The organism is Brachybacterium muris, from assembly GCF_016907455.1.
GTDB classification, from domain to species: domain Bacteria; phylum Actinomycetota; class Actinomycetes; order Actinomycetales; family Dermabacteraceae; genus Brachybacterium; species Brachybacterium muris.
Genome location: NZ_JAFBCB010000001.1, coordinates 532,887 through 555,677 on the forward strand (window position 1 = coordinate 532,887; position 22,791 = coordinate 555,677).

Sequence of the window (22,791 nt, forward strand, 5' to 3'; positions counted from 1 at the left end):
GGGCACGCGGCGGAAGGAGCAATCTGGAATGGTACGGAAGATCAGGGCGAAGCTGGTGCTCCAGCTGCGCGCAGAAGGTCTGTCGGGGCGAGCGATTTCGTCCTCGCAGGGCATGTCCCGCAAGTCCGTGAGGGCGGTGTTCGAGGCCGCTGACGCTGCAGGGATCGGGTGGGGCGATATCGCGGACGTCGCCGATGAGCAGGTGTATGCCCGGTTGTTCCCGGGCCGGGGCGAGCACGAGAGCGTGTTCGCACAGCCGGACTGGGAACAGGTCCATCGAGAGATGGCCAGGGTCGGCGTGACGCTGAAGCTGTTGCACGGCGAGTACTTCGACGCGACCACGGCGGCTGGGGATCCGGCGATGGGGTATGACCGGTTTTGCCGCACCTACCAGCACCACGTCATGGTCACCGGTGCCGCTTCGAGAGTCGGTCACAAGGCCGGCCAGAGCGTGGAGGTCGACTGGTCCGGCCCCACGATGGAGCTGGCCGATCCGGTCACCGGCGAGGTCTCGAAGGTGTTCTTGTTCGTTGCCTGCCTGCCTTTTTCTCGTTACGCGTTCTGCTTCCCGGCGCTGGATATGCGCCAGGAGTCCTGGCTGCGAGCGCACGTAGCGATGTTCGAGGCGCTGGGCGGGACGGTCCCGAGGATCGTTCCGGACAACCTCAAGACCGGTGTGGTGAAGCACCCCCGCGAGGGCGAGATCGTCCTGAACGATGCGTATCGCGAGATGGCAGCGCATTACTCGGCGGCGGTGCTCCCGGGGAGGGTGCGGAAACCGAAAGACAAGGCGAGCGTGGAGAACACCGTCGCGCACGTCGCGACCTGGGTCATCGCCGGGCTGCGGGATCAGCGATTCACGTCCCTGCCCGAACTTGCAGCCGCCATCGGGCAGCGGATGGAGGCCTATAACGCGGAGCCGTTCCAGAAGCGGCCCGGATCCCGCGCCAGCGTGTTCGACGCGGAGGAGCGGCCGCTGCTGACGCCGCTGCCGGCGGTGCCCTACGAGATCTCGACATGGCACTACGGACGACGAGTGGGCAGGAACGGGCACGTCACGTTCGCGCGGAACTTCTACTCCGCGCCGTTCGCGCACATCGGCGCGAAGGTCGATCTGCGCATCACGGCCCGGACGCTGGAGATCTATCAGGGCAGCCAGCGACTGACCAGTCACCTGCTGCTCCCGGAGACCGCGAGCAATGAGTACCGCACCAACGACGCGGACCTACCTGCGGGCGAGCGTTTCCAGGCCTGGGACGCGCAGAGGGTGCGGGCGTGGGCAGATCGGGTCGGGCCGGCCACGGTGATCGTGATCCAGCGGATCTTCGAGTCCGTGCCGATCGTGGAACAGGGCCTGGATCCCGCGTTGGCGGTGCTACGGCTCTCTCGCCGCTTCTCCGTAGATCGGGTCGAGGCGGCCTGCGCACTCGCGCTGACGGGACGGGTCCGTTCACCGCGCTATGCGCATCTGCACCCGATCTTGGCCACCGGGCAGGACAAGGTCGCCGCCCTGCGTCCACCCCGCGAGGAACCCGCGGAAGACGGCGGATACGTCCGTGGCGCCGACTACTACGCCGGAGGTGTCCGGTGAGCGTGATCGATAACGACACGAAGCGGAAGCTGCGCGAGATGGGCGCGACCGCGCTGCTGGACGCGATCGATGCCCAGGATGAGGCTCACGTGCTGGGGATGTCGTTCCAGGAACGGCTCCAGCTGATCGTGGACGAGGCGCATTCCATCTTCAATCATGGAAAGGTCGAGGGTCTGATCCGCCGGGCGGGGCTGCGTTATCCCGGAGCGGACCTGCGGCGGCTGGATCTGGTCGAGGAACGGGGACTGAACCGGAACGTGATCGCGCAACTGGCAACCTGCTCCTTCATCCAGCGGCAACAGAACGTGGTCTTCCAGGGCTTCACCGGCTCAGGGAAGTCCTACCTCGGCTGCGCGCTGGCGAAGCAGGCCTGCCAGCACCGGCTCCGAGCCCACTACATCCGAATGCCCGACCTCGAAGAGGCCTGGGCCCTGGCAAAGGACAAGCCGCAGGGCCAGACGAAGTTCCTGCGGAAGTACTCCACGTTCTCGCTGCTGGTGATCGACGAGTGGCTGCTGGACCATCCTGACGAGGGAATGCGTTCGATGCTGCTGGAACTGCTCGAGCGCCGCTATGACACCGGCTCGACCGTGTTCTGCACCCAGTACCCGAAGAAGGACTGGCACGCCCGGCTCGGTGGAGCAGTCCACGCCGATGCGATCATGGACCGCATCGTGCACAACACAATCTGGATCGACACCGGCGACAGGAACATGCGAGAACACACCGCACTGCCCCAGTGACCCGATGCCGGCGGGAGCCAGTGGTCCCCACCGCGGCGGCTACTGGCCCCCGTCGGCACGATCGGCGGTCCCCAAGAGCAAGATTCGGTGGCTCCCACGACTACGAATACTCACCGGGGCCGCTGGGCCGCTGCGGCGCCGTGTAATGAGGTCCTGTGTGCACGGGGTGCTCCTTCGACTGGTCTCGCCGGTGCTGCGTCACTGGATCGCGTCGCCGCTCGATGTCCTCGTCACTCGACGACGTTGAGGCTGGCGATGATCTCCTCGAGCTCCTGGACATGGTCGGGATGATCGGCCGCGACGTCGGAGGCCAGTGCGCTGGGGCCGTTCGGGCCCTCCACCACGATGGAGGTCACGATGGATGCGCTCGAGGTCTCCAGCATGTCCGGGTTCTCGAAATTGTAGGTGGCCTGGACGATCCAGGCGGGGTATCCGTCCACCTCGATGGCCTCGGTGCGGTAGTCGGTGACCTCGGGGTTCTCGCCGAAATGGGTAATCACCCCCGTGGTGGTGGCGTAGCACTGGAAGATGGCCACGGCAGCGCGTTCCATGCCGGGGTATCCGCCCTCGGAGTCGGGGAAGACCACGCGGCCCAGGTTGACCACGCTGTACCAGTTGCCCTCGACGTTTCGCCCTTGGGCATTGACCTGGTCCATGTAGGGCATGGAGTTGGATCCCCAGGGGAAGTCCCAGTTCTCCGGGATGGTGTACTCCAGGTCGCCGCCGCGGATGGTGCCGGAGCCGGACCGGGGAGCCTCCGCGTACTCGGGGACGTGGCAGTCCACGGTGGGGGCCTGCGTGAAGATCGGTGGTGGGGGAGCGATGTCCGGGTCCTCGGGGTCCGGCACGTACTCGCTCTGCCCTTCGGCCGTGCGCGGCCCGGTGGGGTAGGCGGTGGGTGGGTCCTCGTCGAGCACGCTGCGGAACACGGTCTGGGACAGCACCAGGGCCACCACGGCCAGCAGCACCACGCTGGCGCCCACCACGGACAGCACCACGGCGCGTGCCCGGTTGCGGCTGCGCTGGCTGGGTTCGCCCAGGGTCACCGGGCCGCCCGTGCCCCCGTAGGTGGGGAGTCCGTTGGTCCCGTTCCCGTCGGCATCGCTGTGCCCGGAAAAGTCCGGCAGGCCAGTGCTCGGGGGCATGCCGCCTCCGTCGCCACCGCTGCCGGAGTCACTGCCCTCGGCGCGGTTCACCCCCTGCGGATCCTGCGTCATCGCCACCTCCCCGGCGTCACGGGGCCCACCCCCGGTCGTGGGCCAGTGCCCCCGGAGATTCTCGCACGAGAGACCGCCCCGACGCCGGTGGGTCCGGGGCAGGCGCCCGCCCAGTGCGCGTTGGTACCCTCCGGGTGTCGGCCCTGTGCGCCGGGTGTCGGCCTGTGCGGTCGACCATCCGTCGCACATCGATCAGCCGCCCATCGCACGTCTGCCCGGTACCCACCGGGTCGGATCCCTCGATCCCGGAGGAACACATGCGTCCGCCCCTCGTCCTGACCGTCTCCGCCTCCGACTCCGACGGCGCCGCCGGCATCCAGGCCGACCTGAAGACCTTCTCCGCGCTCGGTGTGTACGGCGCCTCCGCAGTGAGCATGGTGTGCGCCGTCAACACGCAGGGCCTGCGCGGCACCCACTACCTGCCCGGTGACGTGGTGCGCTCCCAGATCGATGCCGTCGCCGAGGACCTGATGCTGGACGCCACCAAGATCGGTGCCCTGGGCAGCGCCGCCGTGGTCGAGGCCGTCGCGGCGGCGGTTCGCGCCCACCGCGAGCGACTGGGATGGATCCTGCTGGACTCGGTGATGATCGGGACCGACGGCGCGCCGCTGATCTCATCCGAGGGTGCCCGCGCCCTGCGCACCGCCCTGCTGCCGCACGTGGACATGCTCACCTCGAACATGGTCGAAGCCGCGCAGCTGCTGGGGGTCGCCCCGGCCACCACCATCGACGGGATGCGCGAGCAGGCCCTCGCCCTCCAGGCGCTGGGCCCCACGATCGTGCTGATCACCGGTGGCCGCCTGGTCGGGGACGACGCCGTGGACGTACTGGTGCACCCCGGTGGCACCGACCTGCTGCGGGCTGAGCGGGTGCCGGGCCGTCATGTGCGCGGCGCGGGTGCCACGCTCTCTGCGGCGATCACAGCCCAGATGGCGCGGATCCGGGAGTTCGACCGTGCCGGTGAGCTGGACGAGATCGGGGAGAAGGGTGTTGATGACGACGTCGTCACGATCGTCGCCTCCGCCCGCGAGTTCCTGGCCAGCGCCATCGAGAACGCGGAGGACTGGGAGGTCTCCCGCACCAACGGGCAGGCCTTCGGGCCCGTCAATCACCTGATCACCCTGGACCGGGCCTGATCCACCGCACTGTCAGTCGGGGTTGGTGCCCAGCAGACCGCGGCGCTCCTTCAGCGTGAGCATGCGGCCGGCCGATGCCCGCACCCTTGCGGCCTGCTCCTCCCTGCGGGTCGCCCATTCCTCGATCGCGTCCACCAGTGCGCCGGTGATCGACGGATCGGCGGTCAGCAGAACGTCGCCGCCGGCGTCCAGGAAGCGGGTGGCTCGCTCGGCCACCGGTACCGAGGCGACGGCCTTGGCGGCACCGATGTCGTCGGTGACGGCGAGCCCTTCGAACCCCAGCTGATCCCGCAGCAGGTCGGTGACCACGGCCCGGGAGAACATCGCCGGGGCCTGCCCGTCGATCCGGGCGTAGGTGGCCGAGGACAGCATCACCAGCTCGGCCCCGGCATCGATGCCTGCGGCGAAGGAGTCCAGGAACGGGTCCGCGGCGGTGGTGACCTCATCGAGGATCCCCTCGGCGGAGTGGTCGGTGTTCTGCTCCACCCGGCCCAGGCCCGGGAAGTGCTTGAGGGTGGCGGCGGTGCCGGTCGCATCCAGGGCCTCGACGGCGCCGGCCACGCAGGCACCCACCTGCTCCGGGTCGGTGCCGAACCCGCGATCCAGGCCACCCACCGGGTCGTTGCCCGATCCCAGTTGCGGGTCCACCACATCGGCCACGGGGGACAGCGCCACGGTGATGCCGCGGGCCGCCAGGTCTTCGCCGATGGTCGTGTACGCCTCGCGCACTGCCTCCGGGCCGGTTGAGCCCAGCTCTTTCGCCGAGGGGGTGCGGCGGGCGGCGTCGCCGCGCAGCATCCTCACCTGTCCGCCCTCCTGGTCCACCGCGATCAGCGGCGGCAGCTGCGGGTCCGAGCCCTCGCGGGCCGCGGTCACGATCCCGTCCACCTGGTCGGGGTCGCGCCACACGTCCAGCAGGAAGATCCCCCCGGCGTGGTGCTCGGTGAGCACCTCCGGTGGGATCGAGCCACCGGCCACGATCCCCACCAGCACCAGCTGCCCGGCCATCTGCCGCGGGGTGAGCCTGTCCAGCAGTGCGGTCACCTCCTCGGAAGGGTCCCAGGGCCCGGGTGCCTCCTGGGACGGGGAGGCGTCGCCCCCGTCGGTGCCGTCGCTGCTCGTGCTGGTGGGAGCGTCGGTGCCGGGCCCGGTGGCCTCGGGGCCATCGGGCAGGGCGGGGGTGGAGGTGCCCTGCGGGTCCGTGCCACCGGCACCACAGGCAGCCAGTGCGAGCGCGGGGGAGAGGGCCAGGAGGTGACGACGACGCATGCTGTGCAGTCTTCCAGGCACCGGCCCCACGGGCGAGGCGCCCCGTCTCCGAGGGCCACGACCCCCCTCGGTCAGGGGGCAGTGTCCCCTCCCCGCTGTGACCGGCCCCACCGCCTGACGTCTAGGCTGGTCCCCATGACAGCCGAGCCCGCGCCGAAGGACTATCCGGGCGCGTCCGCGATCTCCCATGCCACCGGCACCGACTTCCCCACCTGGGTGCAGCGCCTGGACGGAGCCGGGGCCCGGGACCTCGACCACACCGCCATCGCCCGCCTGCTGGTGAAGGACTGGGGCGTGCAGGAGTGGTGGGCGCAGTCGCTCACCGTCGCCTACGAGCAGCAGATCGGCCGCCGCGTGGTGGGCCAAAGCTGCGAGGGGGACTTCAGTGCCTCCGCCTCCCGCACCGTCGGCGGCGACATGGACGCCGTGCGCGAGGCGTGGGACCGCTTCATGACCGACGCCCGCCGCGAGCAGTTGGGCCTGAGCGAGGGCCGCCTCACCGACACCGAGAAGTGGCGGTACTGGCGGACCGACGTGGAGGACGGCACCAAGCTCTCCGTCAACGTCACCGCCAAGAACGGCACCGCCGAGAACGACACAGCGAAGAACGGCACAGCCAAGACCGACGCCGCGAGCAGCAGTGCAGACAGCAGCGCAGGCGACAGCTCCCGCAGCACCCTGGCGATCGAGCACAAGGGCATCGAGACCGCCGAGGCCCGTGACGCCTGGAAGAGAGCGTGGAAGAGCACGCTGGACGACTTCACCACCTGGATCAAGAAGAACCGCGACCGATGAGCACCCCCCGCACCGAGGGCTCCACCGAGCCCCGCCACGAGGACCGCACCACCCCCCAGCTGCCCGCTCCCGACGGCAGCAGCGACCCCCACCAGTGGCTCGAGGAGGTCGAGGGTGAGGACGCCCTGGCCTGGGTGCGCGAGCGCAATGCCACCGCGGAGCAGGAGCTGGACGCCGTCGCCGACCCGGCGGATCCGGACGGCGCACCGCTGGCCGTGACCCTGCAGCGGGAGATCCGCGAGATCCTCGATGCGAAGGACCGCATCCCCGGCGTCACCAAGCGCGGCCAGTACCTCTACAACCTCTGGACCGACGCCGAGCACGAGCGCGGCCTATGGCGCCGCACCACCCTGGACTCCTACCGCACCGACGACCCCGAGTGGGACGTGCTGCTGGACGTGGACGCCCTGAACGCCGCCGAGGGCGAGGACTGGGTGTGGCACGGCGCGAGCCTGCTGCGTCCCGCCGAGGGCGAGCCGTACCGCAAGGCCCTGGTGAGCCTGTCCCACGGAGGCTCCGATGCGGACGTGACCCGCGAGTTCGACCTAAAGACCCGCAGCTTCGTCCCCGAGGCCGACGGCGGCTTCCTGCGCCCGGCTGCGAAGGGCTCCCTCAGCTGGATCGACGAGGACACCACGTGGGTGTCCACCGATTTCGGTGAGGGTACCACCACCCTGTCCGGCTACCCCCGCCAGGCCCGCCTGTGGAAGCGCGGCACGGCGCTCGCCGAGGCGGAGCTGGTGTTCGAGGCCGACGAGACCGACATGAGCGTGTTCGTCGCCCACGACTCCACCCCCGGCTGGGAGCGCGACTGGGTGATCCAGATGCACGCCTTCTACGACACCACCCTGCACCTGGCGGACCTGGGCCAGCAGCCCCCGGCGCTGGAGACCATCGACGTCCCGCGCGATCTGGAGGCCAGCGCCCACCGTGACCTGGGGATCTTCTCCCCGCGCAGCGACTGGGAGGTGGCCGGGTCGGTGTACCCGGCAGGATCCCTCGTCGTCGGCGACTTCGCGGCGTTCCGCGCCGGTGAGCCGGAGCTGACGATGCTGTTCGAGCCCAGCGAGAGCACGTCGCTGGCGGACATGACCATCACCCGCAACACGGTGGTGCTGTCGATCCTGGAGGACGTGGTGCACCGCCTCGAGGTGCACACCCGTGACCAGGACGGTGCCTGGGTACGGCAGGACCTGTACCCCGAACTGCGCGGCTCGCTCGCGGTCTCGGCCGTCGACCCCGACGAGAACGACGAGGTGTGGGTGACCGTCACCGACTTCGTGGAGCCCACCACCCTGCTGCTGGGCGACCTGGCGGCGGTGCCCGCCGGCGGCGAGCCCACCGAGCCGGAGCTGATCAAGACGGCCCCGGCCCGTTTCGACGCCGACGGGCTGGAGGTCACCCAGCACTTCGCCACCAGCGACGACGGCACCCGCATCCCCTACTTCGAGATCGGCCGTGCCGACCGCGGGGATGAACCCGGCGCTGGTCCTTCCCCCACGCTGCTGTACGGCTACGGCGGGTTCGAGATCTCCCTGACTCCCGCGTACCTCGGCCCGATCGGCAAGGCGTGGCTGGAGCGGGGTGGCACGTACGTGCTGGCCAACATCCGCGGCGGCGGCGAGTACGGGCCCCGCTGGCACCAGGCTGCCCTGAAGGACAAGCGCCACCGCGCCTACGAGGACTTCTCCTCGGTGGCGAAGGACCTGATCGAGCGGGGCGTTACCGACACCGCACATCTCGCGGTGCGGGGCGGCTCCAACGGTGGCCTGCTCACCGGCAACATGCTCACCCAGTACCCGGAGCTTTTCGGTGCGGTGATCATCCAGGTGCCGCTGCTGGACATGAAGCGGTACAGTCACCTGCTGGCCGGCAACTCCTGGATGGCCGAGTACGGCGACCCGGACACCGAGGACTGGGAGTACGTGCGCACCTTCAGCCCGTACCACCTGCTGGCCGAGGGCACCGACTACCCGCCGTCCTTCGTGCTCACCTCCACCCGGGACGACCGGGTCCACCCCGGTCACGCCCGCAAGTTCACCGCCGCCTTGGAGTCCCTGGGGGCCGACGTGCGCGCCTGGGAGAACATCGAGGGCGGACACGGCGGCGCCGCCACCAACGAGCAGGCCGCCCGCATGAACGCGCTGATGTACACGTTCCTGTGGAGCACCATCGGCAGGAACGACGCATGAGCAGTGCCGAGGAGCCGGAGGCGTTCGATGCGCTGATGGACCGGCTCTCCGCCGAGCAGGAGCAGGCGGAGCAGGATCGCGTCGATCAGGAGCAGGCGGCCCGGCAGCAGGCCGAGCGCGGCGTGTTCGCCGAGGGGCACGCGGGTGAGGGCGAGGACCGTCCCGAGCCGCCCCTGCTGGGGGACGAGGCAGCCACCGTCGACGGATTCCTCGCGTTCCTGCGCGCCACGGTGCTCACCAAGACGGCCGGCCTCACCGACGAGCAGGGTTCCCGTCAGGTGCTGGGCACCCTGACCACCGTCACCGGGCTGCTGCGCCACCTGGCCGACGTGGAGCGGTACTGGTTCCGTGAGGTCCTCGGCGGGGTGCCGGAGGACGAAGTGGGCTATCGCTGGACGGACACCACGGTGCCGGGGGACCCCGATCTCGAGTTCCGCCTCGAGGACGGCGCCTCGGTGGAGGAGGCCCGCGCCGACTACCGCGAGGCCTGCCAGGCTTCGCGGGAGCAGCTCCGCCAGCGCGAGCTGGACGAGGAGGTGCGCGGCTCCTCCGAGCCCCGCACCGTGCGCTGGGTGGTGGTCCACATGATCGAGGAGACCGGCCGGCACGTCGGCCATCTCGACGTGATCACCGAACTGATCGACGGCCGGACGGGGGAGTGACGTGCGCCTGCTGAACAACCACTCGATCATCGAGCGGCCCGGCCAGGACGAGCTGCTGTCGATCCGCAACGACCTGATGACGGTGTACCGCGAGATCGACGGGGCCGGTGTCCATGCGGTGAGCAGCGGTGGCGCCGAGCACGGTGGGGCAGAGGAGGGCAGCGCGGAGCTGTTCCCGCTGCGGTACGCCCGTGCCACTCCACGGCGGTTCCCCCGCCGCCGGGTCCCCGGTTCCTCCCGCACGGTCCTCGATCACGCCCAGGCGCCCCTGCTGGTGATCCCCGACGGTCCCGGCATGGCCTCCGTGCTGCCCTACGACGTGCTGCGCCGCTCCCTGGCCTCCCGCGGGGTGGACGTGCTGATGATGGAGCACCGCGGGGTGGGCCTGTCCCGCCTGGACTCCACCGGCGCTGACCTCCCGATGGCCTCCATGCAGGTGCGCTCGGTGCTGGGCGACCTGCTGGCGGTGATGGACCACGCACGCGTCCAGAAGGCCACCGTGTACGGCGTGGGATACGGCGCCTACCTGGCCCAGGGCCTCGCCGCTCTGCACCCGGACCGGGTCCACTCCCTGGTGCTGGACTCCCCCCTGACCGGCGTGGATGACGAGAAGGCCGGTCAGCGGGCCCTGCGCGCCATGTACTGGGACGGCGAGGACCCTGCGACCGCCACCACCGCCGCGGTACTGCGGCGTCTGGTGGAGGACGGGGTGGTGGACGGCCACCGGGCGGGCACCATCGTGCTGGCCGTGCACGAGTACGGCGGACCCGATGCGGTGCGCGACCTGGCGGACCTGCTGGCGATTGATCGTGGGCAGCTCACCTGGAACAGCATCCGGCAGGTGCTGGCACAGAGCTGGCTGGAGTCCACCCCGTACGTGAGGGAGCTGGACCTGGTGGCGCCGATCGCCCACACCGAGCTGGGCAGCGGTCACGATGCGGACGGCGACCCGATGGACACCCTGGCCCTGTTCGGCGAGCAGTCCCGCGCGGTGCCCAGGTTCTCTGGCGAGCCGCTGGACATGCACGACCTGTCCACGCGCATCACCGCCCCCACCGTGGTGATCACCGGTGGCCGGAACCTGATCTACCCCCCGTCCACGGCGCGCAGCCTCGCGCAGCGGATCCCGGGGGCGAGCCTGCTGGAGCTGCCTGGCACCGGTCACTCGGTGCTGGACTCCCATTCGCAGGTGGCGCAGGTGGCGGCACGCTGGAGCGTCGCCGGAGCGGCGCACCTGCTGCCCGAGCGTGCGGACGAGCTCGCTGCCCTGCCGGCGACCCCCGTGAACCAGGTGCTGCAGCGCGGTCTGCAGCTGGCCATGACCGCCGAGCGGCTCTCCCCGTGGCGGCTCCGGTTCGAGTCGGCCCGAGCCCGGCGCGAGGAGGCCCACGCCGATCCGATGGCACGCCGCTCCCGCCGAGTGCGTTTGGACTGATCTGAAGCCGAACGAGCGCGCCTCCGGCATCCGTTGCACTGACCGGGCCCGTCAGTTGCGGCACACCACGATGAACCCGCCCTCGTCCAGCACGGTGGCGTAGCTCGCGCCCCAGCGTTCCTGCGCCCATCCGGCCGGGTCCTCGGGGAAGCGATCACCCCAGGAGAAGGCGTACCGGTCGGCCAGCACGCAGTCCGGCACCCGCAGGTTCGGCCCGTGCACCCACTGCACGTCGTGGTCGGGCACCGCCTGCGCCAGCAGGGTGATGTCGGAGGCCAGGACAGCGCCGTCCGGTACCGCGTCCAGGGCCTCCTGCGCGGGTGCGGCACGCCAGGTGCGCTCCCACGTGTGCTCCCGAGCCAGGTCCAGCAGCGGCATCGAGGCGCCCAGCACCAGCGTGACGGTGGCAGAGGCCGCGACCGCGGTGATGCGCACGGAACGGGCGGGGCGAGGCACGTTCGTCCTCAACCACGCCGTCGCGCGCCCGGTCCGCCGGTCACCCAGGGCATCCAGCAGTGCGGCCAGCGCGATCGGCATCAGCACCGCGTTGTAGTGCCAGTACCAGTCCCAATAGAACTCCACCGTGCCGGTGAAGCGCCAGGCCAGGGTGGGGACCATCAGCCAGATCAGCGGGGAGCGGGCCCCGATCAGCCCGGCGGCCAGCAGCAGCATCCCCACCGTCATCCACTTCAACGGCGGCCAGAACACGTCCAGCGGGGAGCCCAGGTTGTCGGTGTAGTCGTACTGACCGGCGGTGTTGAGGATCGGCAGGACCACGAAGGTGGACAGCACGAACCAGCCGATGCCCCAGCTCGCCAGCCCCAGCCCCTCGCGCCGATGCGTGCGGTGGCGCAGCGCGATCACCGCGCCGAGCACCGCGACCGTGAGTCCCAGGTCCTCCTTGACCAGCACCAGCGGCGCGGCCCAGGCCACGGCCAGCCCGATCCGTTCCCGCAGCAGGGCGCTCAGGGAGAACGCGAGCAGCGGCACGGCAAAGGCGATCTCGTGGAACTGCACGTCGGCCGCGGCCTGCAGGCCGAAGGAGAACACATACGCCGCCCCCGCAGCAGAGCCGAGACCGGGACCCAGACGGTCGATGGCCACCCGGGTCAGGGGGATCGCGGAGATGCCGAACAGCAGCGCCTGGGTCCACAGCAGCGCCTCACCGGAAGGCCACGCCCACCACACCGGGGCCAGCAGCACCAGGATCGGATGGAAGTGATCGCCCAGCAGGTTCACCTCGTCGCCCTTGATGGGCACGATCGGGGCACCGAACTCCCCGTACGCGCGGGCCAGCTGGGTGAATATCCCCAGGTCCCAGGAGGGGGAGACGAGGTTCCGCCACTGCCGGGAGCCCAGCAGCCCGTAAGCGAGGGTGGCCAGGACCGCGAGCAGCGGCGGCACCAGGCGACGGGTCCACAGGGCCGCGGAGTCGGTGCCGAGCTCGTTCCCCTTGGGGGCATGCAGTTCGGGCTCGGTGCTCCCGGCCTCGGTGCTCCCGGCCTCGGGAGGCGGGGACCCGGAGGGGCGGACGGTCGCTTCAGGCACGCTGCGAGGCTATACGGGGCAGTGGGGGTCGCGCAGTTCAGGAACTGCAGCGCAGCTCAGGAACCCCAGCGGGGCATGTCGAACTCGAGGGTCACCGAGCCGTCGGCCACCGCCCGCTGGTGGATGCCGCGCCGGTTCGCAAGGACTAGACCTTCGACAGGACGGATACGACCAGAGTTCGACGTCCGTCGATGGGCCCGCGTCTACGGTGCATCCATGAGCTCCTCCTCGATCTTCGACCCCGGTTCCGCCCTCCCCGGCCCCCTCGCATCCCGTCGTACCCGGATGCTGATCGCCGCGGGTGTCTCCGGTGCGCTCACGCTGATCGAGCCGCGCGACCTGGGCCCGTGGCAGCGTGCCGCCTACCGCACGGCCGTGTCCGTGGGCAGTGGTCTGCTGGGCGCGGATCTCGCGCGGGAGGATGAGCCGATCATGGACCCGGCCCGGGACGGCCTGCTGATGGGCGGCCTGACCATGGGCCTGATGGACCTCACCGAGCACGTGGACGGGAAGATCGTGGACATCCTGGAGGGCGTGGGTGTTCCCAGGCCGCGCCTGGCGATGGCCGTAGTCAACGCTGCTTCCGCGGCGCTGCTGTATGCGAAGACGCCGGTGGGGGACGGGTGGCTCGCCGCGAGCGACGCCTTCGAGGAGCCCGAGCCGCAGGACCTGCCCGAGCCGGTGCGGGAGCTCATCGGCCTGCTGCTGGCCGCGCCCGAGGGCGGCGAGGAGCTTCCCGGTGCCCCGACCCTGCGCGAGCAGCTTGCCGGCGTGCGCACCCAGGACCTCGGCTACCCCAGCAGCGATGTGCTTCTGATCGTGGAGGACGCGGAGCACCTGGTGGTGCCCCACCAGCAGACCTGGCCGGCCACCGGCTCGTTCGAGCGCGAGGGGATCACCTACCGCCTCGAACTGCAGATCGGTGACGGCGTGCTCAGCATGCTGAGTGTGATGGTGGACGACGAGACCTTCGCCGATGAGGCAGGGGTCGTGGACGACGAGCAGCTGGAGGCGGCGATCGAGTCGCTGTCTTCCCCGGATTTCCGGTGGCCCCGGCCGGCGGAGATCACCGTGCAGACCGAGTCCGAGCAGGCGGTCTGACCAAGGAACGTCAGGGGTGCGGGCGAGAGCCTGCGAGAGGTGCGGGCGGGTACCTGTGGGCGGGACGTGTCGGGGGACGCGTCCCGCCCACAGCATGTCCGGACGGTTCCGTGCCGATCCCGGGCGCGTCCCTGTCGGTCTCGGACGCCTCAGGCGCCGATGCTGCAGGCCACCCCGTTGAAACCGTGGTTGCAGTAGCCGGAGGGGTTGCGGGCCAGGTACTGCTGGTGCTCCGGCTCAGCCGTGTAGTAGACGCCGTTGCCGGCCTCGGCCAGCGGGGACAGCTCGGTGGTGATGGTGCCGCGGCCGGCCTCGGAGAGGGCCTCCTGGTACCGGGCGGCGCTGTCGCGCACTATCTCGCCCTGCGCGGGGGTGGTCCAGTACACGGCGCTGCGGTACTCGGTGCCCACGTCGTTGCCCTGACGGTTGGCGGTGGTGGGGTCGTGCTGCTCCCAGAACTCGGTAAGCAGGGCCCGCAGGGTGTCATCGCCCCCGGTGTAGATCACGCGCACCGCCTCGGTGTGCCCGGTGCGGGCCGAGAACACTTCCTCGTACGTGGGGTGGGGCGTGAATCCGCCGGCGTACCCGGAGGAGGTGGTATGCACCCCGGGAATCTGCCAGGCGATCCGCTCGATGCCCCAGAAGCAGCCGCCGGCCAGGATGATCTCCTCGGCACCTGCGGGCCAGGGCCGCGGGTCGGTGGGGGAGTCCGGGCCCAGCATGTCGGTGCCCAGCACCAGGTGCTCGCGGGCGAGCGCATAGGGGTACCGGTCACGCCCGGGGAGGGCTTCCTCCCGGGTGACCATCTGCTTCTTGTGCCCGTACAGCAGGTCCATCATCTGCCACATGCGCCCCACCGTACGCCGAGGTGGGCCGGTCGCGCCGTGGCGCCCGCCACTGCTTCGCCCTCAGCGGAGCGGTGCTCGCCCACGGCTGCCGGTCCTTGAGCGGCACCCGACCCGAATCAGTTCGATGGAAGGATGGCGGACATGGATCCTGCCGCCGCCACCGCAGCCGTGCCCGCCACCGCAGCCGTGCCCACTACCCCTGGTGAGTCCGCGAAGCGCCCGAACATCGTCTTCATCCTCACCGACGACCACGCCGCCCACGCGATCAGCGCCTACTCCGGGCGCATCAACGCCACCCCGCACCTGGATCGCATCGCCACCGAGGGCGCGCGGCTGGATTCCCTGTACTGCACCAACTCGATCTGCACGCCCAGCCGGGCCAGCATCCTCAGCGGAACGTACTCGCACGTCAACGGCGCGGCCACGATCTACTCGGGCTTCGACTACCGGGTGCGCACCTTCCCGCAGGTCCTGCACGACTGCGGGTACCGCACGGCGCTGTTCGGCAAGTGGCACCTGGGTGAGGCCCCGCAGAACGATCCGCAGGGCTTCGATGAATGGCGGATCTACCACGGCCAGGGCGAGTACAACGACCCGGTCATGTACGGGGTCGACGCCCACGGTGAGCGGACCGAGGGCACCGTTCCCGGCTACGCCACCGACACCGTCACCGACATCGCCCTGGACTTCCTGGACCGCTCCCGGGCCGAGCACCCCGATCAGCCCGTCTGCCTGCTGCTGCACCACAAGGCGCCGCACCGCAACTGGATCCCTCACCCCCGCCACGCCGAGCTGTACCCGGCCGGCTCCATCCCCGAGCCCGACACCCTGTACGACACCCACGAGGGCCGCAGCCGAGCCGTGCGCGGGGTGCGGATGAGCGTGGCCGACGACATGCTCGAGACCGACATCAAGACCCCCACACCACCGGAGCTGCAGGGGGAGGAGAACCGCGAGGCGCGCCTGCGCCGCAACTACCAGCTGTACATGCGCGACTACCTGCAGACGGTGCAGGCGGTCGACGACTCCACCGGCCGTGTGCTGGAAGCGTTGGAACGGCACGGCATCGCCGAGGAGACCATCGTGGTGTACACCTCCGACCAGGGCTTCTTCCTGGGCGACCACGGCTGGTACGACAAGCGCCTGATGTTCGACGAGTCCCTGCAGATGCCGATGATGGTGCGCTGGCCGGCCCGCATCCGCCCCGGCGCAGTGGTGGACCAGCTCGCCACCAACGTGGACATCGCCGCCACGATCCTCGATGCCACCGGCCTGGACCCCCAGCAGGAACTGCCACAGCAGCAGGGACGCAGCCTGCTGCCGCTGCTGGACGGCAGGGCCGACGACGACCTGCTCGCTGCCTGGCCCGATGCCATGTACTACCGGTACTGGGAGCACGAGGACCCCTCCCACGATGCCCCCGCGCACTACGGCATCCGCACCACCACCCACAAGCTGATCCACTACTACGGCGACGGCATGGGCGCTCCCGGTTCGAGCGATGCGCTCCGCGAACCCGAGTGGGAGATGTACGACCTGGTGGCCGACCCCGCGGAGCTGCACAACATCGCGGACGACCCGGCCCAGGCCCAGGTGCGGGCCCAGCTGGAGAAGCGGTTGCGCACCCTCCAGGAGCAGCTGGGTGACCGCCCCTACGAGGGCCCGGACACCCCGCGTCCCGACTGGGGCTGAGCTTCGTGGCCTGACTCCCGGGCACTTCTGCACCGACCGAGGTGCCGACGCACAGATCGGTGTCGCTTCGGTGCACGAATTCCGACGCGGATCTGTGCGTGGGCGGCGGCCGTGGCCTCGGCTCTCGCCCCACCTCGTCCCCGACCATTGCAGCCGAGGTTTCCGGAGCGTACAGTTTTCTGTACAGGAGGTGGATCGTGCGCACTATCAGCTACACAGAATCCAGGGCCAAGTACGCAGAGGTACTGGACAGCGTGATCAATGACCGTGAAGAGGTCATCGTGACCCGTGCGGGGCATGAGCCCGTCGTCATCGTGTCCCTCGAGGACTACGAGTCGATGCGTGAGACGGCCTATCTGATGCGTTCGCCGGCCAATGCGCGGCGTCTGCTGGATGCCATGGAACGTCTTGAGACCGGCCGAGGGACCGTGCACGAGCTCGCCGAGGACCAGTGACGTGCTGCTGGTGTGGGATGAGCACGCGTGGGAGGACTACGTGTGGTGGCAGGCTCAGGACCGTCGTGTCCTGAAGCGGATCAACCTGCTGCGCAAGGACGTCGAGCGGAACGGGAACGAGGGCATCGGCAAGCCTGAGGCTCTCAAGCACGATTTCGAGGGCTACTGGTCACGCCGCATCACCGACGAGCACCGCCTCGTGTACAAGGTGTCCGGCGATGAGATCCGTGTTGCCGCGTGCCGGTACCACTATGGATAGCGCTGGGGCGAGGGCGTCTGCTTGTGTCCCGCCGCGGTAGCACCGCGGCTAGCCCTCGCGAGGCAGCACCGCGTCTAGTCCCCGCGCGGGAGCACCACGGCGAACAGGGCGATGACGGCGAGGATCCCCGGCACGATCATCCACGGCCCCAGGTCCACGCCGATCAGCGCCACCACCATCAGGCTCGCCAGCACACTCCCACCCAGCACCGTCGCGGCCCCGCGCCCCATCAGGGACCAGGCAGAGCGCGACTGGACACCGTGAGCCGGGGCGGTCGCGGCGATCGCGAAGGCGATGTGGGCGACCAGCAGCGCGAACCCCACGCCTGCTGCGGTGAGCAGAGCCCCGTCGGCTAGAACGGCCCCGGCACTCTGCCCGGCACTCGCGCCAACACTCTCCCCCGCACTCGCCCCGGCACTCTGTCCGGCAGTCGGGTCTGTGCCGCCCAGGCCGCCCTGCCCGGCCAGCAGCAGGAGGACGGCGATGGGGGAGAGCAGCCCCAGGTCGGAGTCCGGTCGCAGCACCTGGATCAGCAGGCCGCAGGCCACCGTCATCGCCGCCAGGATCGAGCCCAGGTTCGAGTCGAGCGGGCCGGGGGAGGCCAGCAGCAGGGCCGCCACGGTGGCGGCCACGCCGATCCCGCGCAGAAGCAGTTGGGAGGGGCTCACGGTGCGCAGCTCCAGCAGGCGCTGCGCCACCGGATCCATCATCTGGGACAGACGCATCAGGACCTCCTCATCCGCGGGGCCGACCGGGCCTGCGACAGGGACAGCAGCACCGGCGCCAGGGACGACGGGCCCTCCCAGGCGGTGACCGGCACCCCGGCCTCGCGCAGTTCCCGGACCGTGCGTTCGCGCAGCATGCGCCGCAGCGCCCATGCCTCCGGCCAGAACCGCTCCGAGGAGGCGTCGTTGATCCGCACGGACCTGCCGCGCAGCACGGAGACGTCCCCGATGCTGGGCGGAAGGGTGTCCACCACGATCACGTCGGCACCCTGCGCCACCAGCTCACCGATCTGGGTGATGGTGGTGGGGGCCAGCAGCGGGGAGCACACCACGGTCAGTGTGCCCGTGCGTACGCTGCGCAGACGACGGGCCGGCTTGGCCAGCCCGTCCTCTCGGCGTGACCGGGACAGGGCGTCGGTGAGCACCCGCAGTTGGCGCGGGCCGGTGCCGGCAGGGACCGGGCCGATCAGGTGGCCCAGGTCGAACAGGGACACCCGGTCCCCGGCGGTCAGGTAGTGCCGGGCCACGGCGGAGGTGGCGCGGATGGTCATGTCCAGGCTGGAGGGGGCCTCGTCGTCGGCCCAGGGGGCGGGCCGCACGTCAGCGGTGGTGTCGGTGACGATGAGGACGTCGGTGTCCTGCTCGGTGAAGGTGGCGTTGGTGTGCAGCTTCCCGGTACGGGAGGTGACGCGCCAGTTGATGCGGTGCAGGCGATCGCCGGGGCGGAACTGCCGCACCTCCGACAGCGCCGTGCCGTCACCGCGACGGGTGGACAGGTGCACTCCGCTCACCCCGATCGGGGTGGGGACGGACACGGGGGCATCGAGCACGGTCGATGCCGGCACCACCTGCAGGGCGCGGGCGGGCAGGGTCTGCTGGGCACGGAAGGCCCCCAGGGAATCGGTGAGCAGCACGTGCACCGGTCCCACGTCCACGCGGCCCCAGCGGTGGGAGGTGAGCCGGAGGCGTGCCTCGCCGTCGCCGCTGAGCGAGCCGTAGCGGGGGCTGAGATCGGCGTGGGGCTGCATCGGCGCGGTGGCGGTGGTGAGCACTCCGGGGGTGCTGCGCACGCTGATCGCGGTGGTGGCGTCCTCCTCGATCACCCCGCGCCCCAGTCTCAGCACTGCGGGGGTGGTGCCGCGCATCTCCTCGCGTGCGATGCGACGGGCGATCGCGATCAGTGCCCACACCAGCAGCGGCAGCCCCGCCAGGATCAGCTCCGGCCTGCCCAGCAGCACGGCGAGGGCCAGCGCGGCGCAGCCAACGATGGCGGCGCGCACCAGGGCGGCGGTGGGCCGGGTGGGCAGGCGTTCACCGCCGCGACCCGGGGCGCTGCCGGGGTCGCGACGGGGGCCTGTGGGGGAGGAGCTCACGCGCCGTCCCGGGGGCCGCCTGCAGGTCCCGTCTCGGATCGGGCGTGGCCGGGCGCCGAGGCGTGCTCGGACGTGCCGGCGTGCGCGGTCGTGCCGGCGTGCTCGGACGTGTCGGCGCGCCCCGACCTGCCGGGCGCGGGCTCGACGGCGGCGGGCACCGCGACTGACCCCAGGGCGGATTCGACCACGCCCGCACCGGTGGCGTTCTGCAGCCACAGCTCGGGCTTGACGGTGACGCGATGGTCGAGCGCCGGGTGGGCCAGCTGCTTGACGTCCTCGGGCACCACGTAGTCGCGTCCCCGGATCACCGCCAGGGCACGGGCGCAGGTGATCAGCGCCAGGGTGCCGCGGGGGGAGGCTCCCACCAGGGAGTGGGAGTGATCGCGGGTGGCGGTCACCAGCTCCACGGCGTAGTGGCCCACGCTGTCCTCCACGTGCACGGTCTCCACGGCCTGCTGCGCGGCCAGCAGACCGTCGGCGTCCAGCACCTGGGGAACGGTCTGCTCCTCCTGGCGGCGGCGGATGCGTCGGGCCACCACGTCCCACTCCTGGGCAGGGCTGGGGTAGCCGAAGGACAGCCGCAGCAGGAACCGGTCCAGCTGCGCCTCCGGCAGCGGGTAGGTGCCCTCGTGCTCGACAGGGTTGGCGGTGGCCAGCACGTGGAAGGGCTGGGGCAGCTTGCGGGTGGTCCCCTCGACCGAGACCTGCCGCTCCTGCATCGCCTCCAGCAGCGCGGACTGGGTCTTGGGCGGGGTGCGGTTGATCTCGTCGGCCAGCAGCAGACCGGTGAACACGGGCCCCGGACGGAACACGAACTCGCCGGTGCGCTGGTCGAACACCTCGGCACCGGTGAGGTCGGCCGGCAGCAGGTCGGGGGTGAACTGCGCACGGGTGAAGGGCAGGCCCAGGGCCTGCGCGAAGGAGCGCGCGGCGAGGGTCTTGCCCAGCCCCGGCAGGTCCTCCAGCAGCACGTGGCCACCGGCGAGGATCCCGGCCAGCACCAGCTCCAGGGCCTCCCGCTTGCCGACGACCGCGGTCTCCACGGCATCGAGCACGGCGGTGGCGGCCCGGGCGGCCTCCTGGGTGGATGTCGGCGTGGGCACGGTGCTCGGGGTGTGGGTCATCGGTCCCTCTCCTCGCGCGCGGCGAGCTCATGAAGATAGCGGTGCAGGGTACGGCGGTCGATGGGGGCTACCTCCGGTACGGAACCGTCGGGGCCGGCGGGGGTGCGGGAGCGTTCGATCAGCGTGGTCAGCCCGCTGCTGAGGGCAGGCGGATCAGGGGCCAGAGCGCGTTCGTCGGCGATCTCCCCGAGCACCTGGCCCAGGCTGCGGGCGGTCATGCGGCGGGAGGGCTGGGCCCCATGGACGGCGTCCTCGAGGCGGCGCACGCGCATGTCCTGGGCGTGGGGGAGGGCGTAGTCCGCGGCGAGGTCCAGATCGGGATGGTGCAGCGGCTCGTCGCGGTCGGCCTCCATGTGGATGATCCACAGCACCGCGCCGACGGCCAGGCCCACCGCGAGCGGCACCGGCCAGGAGAGGTGGAGGTCGAACAGGCCGGCCACCACGATCACTGCCGCTGCGAGGCCCGCTCCGGCGGCGAGGCGCCACAGCAGTGGCAGCAGGTCGTCGCGCAGGGTCATCGCGCTCCCCCGTCCGCGTGCTGGTCCAGCTGGGCGGTGAGGCGGTCCAGCAGCGCCAGGGCGCTGTCGCGATCGGACTCGGTCAGCGGCGCGGCATCGAACAGGGCTCGCCGGTACAGGTGCGCGAGGCGGTCCAGATCAGTGGCATCGAGGTCCGCCCCTCCCAGCACGTCCACCACGTACTCCAGGGTGGTCTGGGAGGGTCGGCGGCGGATCCCCACCTGGGCGATGGCGCTCTCCAGCGTCAACCAGGCAGCGATCACGGCGTCCTGCGCGTCCACCTCGGTGGAGAGGCGCTCGCGGGCATCGGCCAGGGCGCCGCGGGCCTGCTCCACGGTGAGCTCCTCGGCATCCGGCATCTCCTCCGCTTCCTCCAGCGGTGGGCTCACCAGGGCCCGCATCCGGATCAGCAGCCACACCGCGAGGCCCGTGACGACCACGGCCAGCAGCACCACCAGCAGGGCGGAGCCGGTGCCGGAGGATGTGCGCGTCTGCGGCGGCTCGGGCACGTCGGTGGGCTCCTCCTGCTCCGGGGCGACCGACGGCGGTGGGGTGCTGCCGCGCACCGTGACGACGTCCCGGGTGGGGCCGTCGTAAGAGCCCAGGGAACCGCGGTCGGCGCTCGCTCCCAGGGTGGCCAGGGCGATCCCGCCCAGCGCCGCCACGAACAGCAGCACCGCGACCAGACGGTGGGCGCTGCCGCCACTGCCGGGGCGCGAGGCCACGGGAGCTGAGTCCTGGTCGCTGCCGGGGGTGGTCGACGGTCCCGTCATCAGTGCGCCCCGGGCGCGTCACGGTGCGGGGAGGCCACGATCACGTGCTGCTCCCCGGCGATGCGGGTGAGGACCAGGGTGGCCGATTCGTCACCGAAGCGCCGCGGACGCAGCTTGCGCCTCAGTTCATCGGGCTCCACGGCGGTGCCGCGCTTCTTGATCTCCAGCACCCCGAGCCTGTGCTCCTTGAGGTAGGTCGTGAGGTGCTTGAGGTTGAAGGGCATCACGTCGCGCACGGCGTACCCGCGGGCGAACGGGGTGGTGGCGCGATACTCGCAGGTCAGGTAGGCGATCGTGGGGTCAAGGGTGTGGGCCCCCAGGTCCTGGGCGAGCAGACCGATCAGGCCTGCGCGGATCACGGCTCCGTCGGGCTCGTACAGGTGGTCCGACAGCGCCCCTGGCTCGGGATCGCCAGGTACGTCGGCACCACCGGAGAGCCGGTGCGCACCGGTGCGGTCCACCACCAGGGCACTGGTGGGTGTCTCCGGGGTGGCCAGGGGGCCGAACCAGCAGGCGGCCTCCAGCACCTGGCCGTGCCAGGACAGCCACTGGGTCTCCGTCCCTGTAGGCAGGGCGTCGCGGTCGATCGCAGGTCCGAGCTTCGCACCCAGCGGGCCGAACCCCTCGCGGCCCTGTGCGCTGCCCAACCGGGAGGCCAGGTCGATCACGGCCGACAACGGCGGTTCGTACTCCTCGGGGTCGTGGATGCGGCGACTGCCGCGACCAGAGACGGTGCGGCGGGCAGGATCCAGCCAGATGCCCTCGGTCTCGGTGGGGTCATGGCCCTCGGCGCGGCCCAGCCGCACCCGGGCGGTGGGGAAGGGACGCAGGTTCACGGTGGCCACGGCCACGGTGGCGGGGTCGCGGTCCACCGCCAGCACGTCCATGCCCAGGCCCGACAGGGCCATCGAGTCCCCGCCGATCCCGCAGCCCAGGTCGGCCACCGAGGCCACGCCGGCGCGGGCGAAGCGTTCGGCGTGCAGGGCGGCCACGGGCAGTCGGGTGGCCTGTTCGAGGCCGTGTGGGGTGAACAGCATCGAGGCGGCGAACTCCCCGAACTTCTCGGCTCCGCGGGCCCGCAGCCTGGCCTGCGTGAGGGCGGCGGAGACCAGGGCCGCATCGTGCCCGGCCTCGCGAAGGCGGGCGCCGAGGCGCAGGGCGTCCTGCTCCTGGTAGGGGGGAAGGGAGTTCAGCAGTGCCCAGCCGTCGGGGTGCAGCAGGGGTTCCAGTGCACGCACCGCATCATCGGCGTCGTCGGCGAGGGGCGCAGGCATGGGTGCGACCCTACCGGGTCCGCGCCGGGTCCTGTTCCTGCCGTGCACCTGTCGGGCACTG

22 protein-coding genes are annotated in these 22,791 nt (G+C 71.0%); 12 read left to right on the forward strand and 10 right to left on the reverse strand.

Features of this window, described 5'->3' with window-relative positions:
* The first annotated feature begins 28 nt into the window (after positions 1 to 28).
* The 3 genes from istA to JOD52_RS02440 are packed head-to-tail and all read left to right on the forward strand — an operon-like array spanning position 29 to position 2,581.
* Complete coding sequence (gene istA, locus JOD52_RS02430) at positions 29 to 1,591, forward strand: IS21 family transposase (protein WP_204408388.1); 1,563 nt, start codon at positions 29 to 31, stop codon at positions 1,589 to 1,591.
* Positions 1,588 to 2,334, forward strand: a complete 747-nt coding sequence (locus JOD52_RS02435; RefSeq protein ID WP_338124028.1) for an ATP-binding protein — start codon at positions 1,588 to 1,590, stop codon at positions 2,332 to 2,334. The genes istA and JOD52_RS02435 overlap by 4 nt, the downstream gene beginning before the upstream one ends.
* A 4-nt stretch (positions 2,335 to 2,338) precedes the next feature.
* The gene (locus JOD52_RS02440; protein ID WP_204408688.1) at positions 2,339 to 2,581 is read left to right on the forward strand and encodes a hypothetical protein; all 243 of its coding nucleotides are present in this window, start codon (positions 2,339 to 2,341) and stop codon (positions 2,579 to 2,581) included.
* Here the strand turns inward: JOD52_RS02440 and JOD52_RS02445 are convergent.
* Entirely contained in the window at positions 2,565 to 3,551 is a 987-nt protein-coding gene (locus JOD52_RS02445) for a hypothetical protein (RefSeq protein WP_017822312.1), read from the reverse strand. The two genes, JOD52_RS02440 and JOD52_RS02445, sit on opposite strands and share 17 nt — an antisense overlap.
* A gap of 257 nt (positions 3,552 to 3,808) precedes the next feature.
* On the opposite strand from JOD52_RS02445, the gene thiD reads away from it, so the two are divergent.
* Positions 3,809 to 4,687, forward strand: a complete 879-nt coding sequence (thiD, locus tag JOD52_RS02450) for a bifunctional hydroxymethylpyrimidine kinase/phosphomethylpyrimidine kinase (RefSeq protein WP_017822311.1) — start codon at positions 3,809 to 3,811, stop codon at positions 4,685 to 4,687.
* A gap of 12 nt (positions 4,688 to 4,699) precedes the next feature.
* Here the strand turns inward: thiD and JOD52_RS02455 are convergent, their stop codons facing one another.
* Positions 4,700 to 5,956 carry a glycoside hydrolase family 3 protein gene (locus JOD52_RS02455; protein ID WP_204408689.1) on the reverse strand — a complete coding sequence of 419 codons (1,257 nt, stop codon included), beginning with the start codon at positions 5,954 to 5,956 and terminating at the stop codon, positions 4,700 to 4,702.
* A 135-nt stretch (positions 5,957 to 6,091) separates the two neighbouring features.
* Here JOD52_RS02455 and JOD52_RS02460 point away from each other — a divergent pair, with 135 nt between their 5' ends.
* From JOD52_RS02460 to JOD52_RS02475, 4 genes are read left to right on the forward strand one after another with little or no spacing between them, the layout of a single operon-like run.
* Positions 6,092 to 6,751, forward strand: coding sequence for a hypothetical protein (locus tag JOD52_RS02460; RefSeq protein WP_204408690.1), 660 nt, complete (start codon positions 6,092 to 6,094; stop codon positions 6,749 to 6,751).
* Positions 6,748 to 8,943, forward strand: a complete 2,196-nt coding sequence (locus JOD52_RS02465) for a prolyl oligopeptidase family serine peptidase (protein WP_204408691.1) — start codon at positions 6,748 to 6,750, stop codon at positions 8,941 to 8,943. The genes JOD52_RS02460 and JOD52_RS02465 overlap by 4 nt, the downstream gene beginning before the upstream one ends.
* The gene (locus JOD52_RS02470; protein ID WP_017822307.1) at positions 8,940 to 9,605 is read left to right on the forward strand and encodes a DinB family protein; all 666 of its coding nucleotides are present in this window, start codon (positions 8,940 to 8,942) and stop codon (positions 9,603 to 9,605) included. Before JOD52_RS02465 ends, JOD52_RS02470 begins: the two co-directional genes overlap by 4 nt.
* A 1-nt stretch (position 9,606) precedes the next feature.
* Positions 9,607 to 11,040: an alpha/beta fold hydrolase gene (locus JOD52_RS02475; RefSeq protein ID WP_204408692.1), complete on the forward strand. Its 1,434-nt coding sequence runs from the start codon at positions 9,607 to 9,609 to the stop codon at positions 11,038 to 11,040.
* A gap of 51 nt (positions 11,041 to 11,091) precedes the next feature.
* Here the strand turns inward: JOD52_RS02475 and JOD52_RS02480 are convergent, their stop codons facing one another.
* Positions 11,092 to 12,588 carry a DUF2079 domain-containing protein gene (locus JOD52_RS02480; protein WP_204408693.1) on the reverse strand — a complete coding sequence of 499 codons (1,497 nt, stop codon included), beginning with the start codon at positions 12,586 to 12,588 and terminating at the stop codon, positions 11,092 to 11,094.
* A 216-nt stretch (positions 12,589 to 12,804) separates the two neighbouring features.
* Between JOD52_RS02480 and JOD52_RS02485 the strand changes: the two genes are divergently transcribed.
* Positions 12,805 to 13,689, forward strand: coding sequence for a hypothetical protein (locus JOD52_RS02485; RefSeq protein WP_204408694.1), 885 nt, complete (start codon positions 12,805 to 12,807; stop codon positions 13,687 to 13,689).
* A 149-nt stretch (positions 13,690 to 13,838) separates the two neighbouring features.
* On the opposite strand, the gene msrA is transcribed toward JOD52_RS02485, so the two are convergent.
* Complete coding sequence (msrA, locus tag JOD52_RS02490; protein ID WP_204408695.1) at positions 13,839 to 14,537, reverse strand: peptide-methionine (S)-S-oxide reductase MsrA; 699 nt, start codon at positions 14,535 to 14,537, stop codon at positions 13,839 to 13,841.
* 141 nt (positions 14,538 to 14,678) lie between these two features.
* Here msrA and JOD52_RS02495 point away from each other — a divergent pair, with 141 nt between their 5' ends.
* From JOD52_RS02495 to JOD52_RS02505, 3 genes are all read left to right on the forward strand, one after another.
* Positions 14,679 to 16,229, forward strand: a complete 1,551-nt coding sequence (locus JOD52_RS02495) for a sulfatase family protein (protein ID WP_204408696.1) — start codon at positions 14,679 to 14,681, stop codon at positions 16,227 to 16,229.
* A gap of 197 nt (positions 16,230 to 16,426) precedes the next feature.
* Positions 16,427 to 16,684 (forward strand): type II toxin-antitoxin system Phd/YefM family antitoxin, encoded by a 258-nt coding sequence (locus JOD52_RS02500; RefSeq protein ID WP_017822300.1) that lies wholly within the window; start codon positions 16,427 to 16,429, stop codon positions 16,682 to 16,684.
* Between the two features lies 1 nt (position 16,685).
* Positions 16,686 to 16,943: a Txe/YoeB family addiction module toxin gene (locus JOD52_RS02505; RefSeq protein WP_204408697.1), complete on the forward strand. Its 258-nt coding sequence runs from the start codon at positions 16,686 to 16,688 to the stop codon at positions 16,941 to 16,943.
* A gap of 74 nt (positions 16,944 to 17,017) precedes the next feature.
* On the opposite strand, the gene JOD52_RS02510 is transcribed toward JOD52_RS02505, so the two are convergent.
* From JOD52_RS02510 to JOD52_RS02535, 6 genes are read right to left on the reverse strand one after another with little or no spacing between them, the layout of a single operon-like run.
* A complete protein-coding gene (locus JOD52_RS02510; RefSeq protein ID WP_204408698.1) occupies positions 17,018 to 17,668 on the reverse strand; it encodes a hypothetical protein in 651 nt (216 codons plus the stop codon).
* Entirely contained in the window at positions 17,668 to 19,041 is a 1,374-nt protein-coding gene (locus JOD52_RS02515) for a DUF58 domain-containing protein (RefSeq protein ID WP_204408699.1), read from the reverse strand. The genes JOD52_RS02510 and JOD52_RS02515 overlap by 1 nt, the downstream gene beginning before the upstream one ends.
* Positions 19,038 to 20,165, reverse strand: coding sequence for an AAA family ATPase (locus tag JOD52_RS02520; RefSeq protein ID WP_204408700.1), 1,128 nt, complete (start codon positions 20,163 to 20,165; stop codon positions 19,038 to 19,040). Before JOD52_RS02520 ends, JOD52_RS02515 begins: the two co-directional genes overlap by 4 nt.
* On the reverse strand, positions 20,162 to 20,683 hold the full coding sequence (locus JOD52_RS02525) for a hypothetical protein (RefSeq protein WP_204408701.1): 522 nt from the start codon (positions 20,681 to 20,683) through the stop codon (positions 20,162 to 20,164). Before JOD52_RS02525 ends, JOD52_RS02520 begins: the two co-directional genes overlap by 4 nt.
* Complete coding sequence (locus JOD52_RS17680; protein WP_204408702.1) at positions 20,680 to 21,408, reverse strand: DUF4129 domain-containing protein; 729 nt, start codon at positions 21,406 to 21,408, stop codon at positions 20,680 to 20,682. Before JOD52_RS17680 ends, JOD52_RS02525 begins: the two co-directional genes overlap by 4 nt.
* A 47-nt stretch (positions 21,409 to 21,455) precedes the next feature.
* Positions 21,456 to 22,730 carry a THUMP-like domain-containing protein gene (locus tag JOD52_RS02535; protein WP_204408703.1) on the reverse strand — a complete coding sequence of 425 codons (1,275 nt, stop codon included), beginning with the start codon at positions 22,728 to 22,730 and terminating at the stop codon, positions 21,456 to 21,458.
* Between the last annotated feature and the right edge of the window lie 61 nt (positions 22,731 to 22,791).

What these genes read in the sequence shown, in the direction of transcription:
- istA (WP_204408388.1), top strand. Translation starts at nt 29, where the DNA reads ATGGTACGGAAGATCAGGGCGAAGCTGGTGCTCCAGCTGCGCGCAGAA.
- JOD52_RS02440 (WP_204408688.1), top strand. Translation starts at nt 2,339, where the DNA reads ATGCCGGCGGGAGCCAGTGGTCCCCACCGCGGCGGCTACTGGCCCCCG.
- JOD52_RS02445 (WP_017822312.1), bottom strand. Translation starts at nt 3,551, where the DNA reads ATGACGCAGGATCCGCAGGGGGTGAACCGCGCCGAGGGCAGTGACTCC.
- thiD (WP_017822311.1), top strand. Translation starts at nt 3,809, where the DNA reads ATGCGTCCGCCCCTCGTCCTGACCGTCTCCGCCTCCGACTCCGACGGC.
- JOD52_RS02455 (WP_204408689.1), bottom strand. Translation starts at nt 5,956, where the DNA reads ATGCGTCGTCGTCACCTCCTGGCCCTCTCCCCCGCGCTCGCACTGGCT.
- JOD52_RS02460 (WP_204408690.1), top strand. Translation starts at nt 6,092, where the DNA reads ATGACAGCCGAGCCCGCGCCGAAGGACTATCCGGGCGCGTCCGCGATC.
- JOD52_RS02465 (WP_204408691.1), top strand. Translation starts at nt 6,748, where the DNA reads ATGAGCACCCCCCGCACCGAGGGCTCCACCGAGCCCCGCCACGAGGAC.
- JOD52_RS02470 (WP_017822307.1), top strand. Translation starts at nt 8,940, where the DNA reads ATGAGCAGTGCCGAGGAGCCGGAGGCGTTCGATGCGCTGATGGACCGG.
- JOD52_RS02485 (WP_204408694.1), top strand. Translation starts at nt 12,805, where the DNA reads ATGAGCTCCTCCTCGATCTTCGACCCCGGTTCCGCCCTCCCCGGCCCC.
- msrA (WP_204408695.1), bottom strand. Translation starts at nt 14,537, where the DNA reads ATGTGGCAGATGATGGACCTGCTGTACGGGCACAAGAAGCAGATGGTC.
- JOD52_RS02495 (WP_204408696.1), top strand. Translation starts at nt 14,679, where the DNA reads ATGGATCCTGCCGCCGCCACCGCAGCCGTGCCCGCCACCGCAGCCGTG.
- JOD52_RS02510 (WP_204408698.1), bottom strand. Translation starts at nt 17,668, where the DNA reads ATGCGTCTGTCCCAGATGATGGATCCGGTGGCGCAGCGCCTGCTGGAG.
- JOD52_RS02520 (WP_204408700.1), bottom strand. Translation starts at nt 20,165, where the DNA reads ATGACCCACACCCCGAGCACCGTGCCCACGCCGACATCCACCCAGGAG.
- JOD52_RS02525 (WP_204408701.1), bottom strand. Translation starts at nt 20,683, where the DNA reads ATGACCCTGCGCGACGACCTGCTGCCACTGCTGTGGCGCCTCGCCGCC.
- JOD52_RS02535 (WP_204408703.1), bottom strand. Translation starts at nt 22,730, where the DNA reads ATGCCTGCGCCCCTCGCCGACGACGCCGATGATGCGGTGCGTGCACTG.